The organism is Bdellovibrionota bacterium, from assembly GCA_035292885.1.
Lineage (GTDB): Bacteria > Bdellovibrionota_G > JALEGL01 > JALEGL01 > DATDPG01 > DATDPG01.
The window spans coordinates 1-2,203 of sequence record DATDPG010000089.1; the positions used below are offsets into that span (position 1 = coordinate 1).

Consider the following 2,203-nt stretch of genomic DNA (forward strand, 5'->3'; position numbering starts at 1 on the left):
ACGGATCACTCGGATTCCCGTCGCTCTTCATCCGCGTTGCGCCGCTCTGGAATCCTCTGACAATTGTTAAGATATCAAGGCCAGGCCCTAAATCTTTTCCGGGCGCCGAAGACCCCCCGGATTCGGATACGCCTCGCGCCAAGCATGCCCTGAGCGAAGTCGAAGGGACGCTAAGCGACAGGCCCAAGGCCTGTCATCCCGAGCGAATGCGAGGGATCTGAGAAAAAGATTTCTCTGGGAGCCTGCCCTGAGTCTGGCCGAAGGGTTCGAAATGACAATTCGTTTTCCCTTTGCGCCTTTGCGTTCTTTGCGGGAGATATTCCGAGACCGACCGGTGCGCGAAGCGCACCCTACGAAAACTCTTGCCCTGTGGAATACCGGGCTGCAATTCCACAGGGCGAGTGTCTCTGTGGTGAATGCTTCTTCACAGGAAACCCAGAATAGCCTCTTTTCTAGCAGGTTGCTGAAAAACTCTCTCGGAGTCCTTCGACGGTGCTCAGGACGAACGGAGGGGTTGGGATATCATTGAGGATTGTCCGGTCATGCTGAGGCTCTCGAAGCATTCCGAACCTTTTTTCAGCGACCTGCTAGGCTTTGGTACCGTGGATACTCACCAAATCAAAAACCTCGAGTTTTTCACTCTTGCCTTTAACTTCCGCCAAAGGGAGGGCGTTAAACGTTACATCCGGCCCGAGGGCGTCAACCACTTCCCTCGTCATCAATATTTGCCCGGGTTTCGCCAGACCGGAAAATCGCGAGGCGACGTTCACGGTATCTCCGATAACCGTAAATTCCATGCGCTCCGGGGAGCCGATATTGCCAAGGAAGACCTCTCCAGTACTAAGGCCGATGCCGAATTCCATTTTCAAGCCGTATTTTTGTAGCCAGCGCTCATTTAGCGCCGGTAAGCGCTGCATCATCTTGAGCGCGGCCTGAGCCGCGTGTCGCGCTGAATTGTCAAGTTCGATAAGACTCCCGAACACGGCGACGATCGCATCGCCGATATACTTGTCCAGCGATCCGCCATGTTCGAAGATAATTCCCGCCATTTCAGTAAAATATTCGTTGAGCTGGTGCACCAGCTCGTCCGGCTTGCGGGATTCGGTGATCGTCGTGAAGTTGCGGATATCGGAAAACAACACCGTCACAACCTTTTTATCCCCACCCAAATTGACCTCAACATTGTGCTTCACGATTTGATCGACGATCTGCGGCGATAAATAGCGCGACAGGTTGGCGCGCACACCCTCTTCCTTCTTCATTTGTTCGGCGAGCTTGGCGTTTTCGACGGCCACGGCCGCCTGATCGGCCATGGTATCGAGCAAATCAATATCTTCCCGACTATAGAAGTGGCCCGACTTCTTACGGCCCAAGGCTAAAACGCCAGTGACCTCTCCTTGGTAAACCAAGGGTAAGGCCATGCTCGCATTCATCTCTACGAAGCTTCTGCCGCAGGATTCCTTCAGATCGCTGTAAATCGGATCTTCTTGGATGTCGTAGGTTGTGATCAGTTTTTTTTCACGCGCAATTAAGGCAAGCAATGGATCATCGTAAGCGACGCGCACTTCCCTCTGACCATTGGCAATCGTTCCCGGTGGTTCGTCCTCAACAAAGTAATTTCTGTGGGCTTTTTTCTGGGGCTCCAGCACGAACACCCCCGCCGCATCGATAAACATCTCGTTGCGCACCGTATCGACGACCTTCTTTAGAATTTGGTCCAGATTCAACATCGAGGTGAGAGCATTGCTGACGGTTCGAACGGTGTCCTTATAATCAAACTTCTGTCTGAAAAAGACCCTATCCACCGTGTCCTGAATCTTGCGGTTGATGGGGTCGAAGCCAAACACAACTAACAACGCGAAGGCGATGGGAAAGACTTCGTCCGCATACTCGCCGAACAAGGGTTGAAAGACAAACTTGGTCGTAACCGCTTGGATCGAAAAGTAGCCAAAGCCGACGACCGCGGTCATGATGACGTAGCCAACAGCCCTCTTGATGTAAACGTCGACGTCAAATAAATTATGCTTGGCGATGGCGAACGCGATAGATGCAGGAAAAATGACGATCGGGACCGGTAAGAATCCCCTAAAAAGTTCGAGAGTGGCCACGCTGGCTCCCATGAGCGAGACGTAATGATTTATGGCTGGCAGCGGAAAGGCTAATAGCGCGCCGAACAGAACGACCTTTCCCCGCTGCTTCGATA

General features: G+C 52.6%; 2 protein-coding genes. One reads left to right on the plus strand and one right to left on the minus strand.

The genetic code is table 11. The features are described from left to right. Positions 1 to 221: hypothetical protein (locus VI895_07250; protein HLG19600.1), on the plus strand; the 221-nt coding region annotated here is incomplete at its 5' end. A 366-nt stretch (positions 222 to 587) separates the two neighbouring features. On the opposite strand, the gene VI895_07255 is transcribed toward VI895_07250, so the two are convergent. Beyond that, a partial coding sequence (locus tag VI895_07255) for an adenylate/guanylate cyclase domain-containing protein (protein ID HLG19601.1) occupies positions 588 to 2,203 on the minus strand: 1,616 nt, incomplete at its 5' end.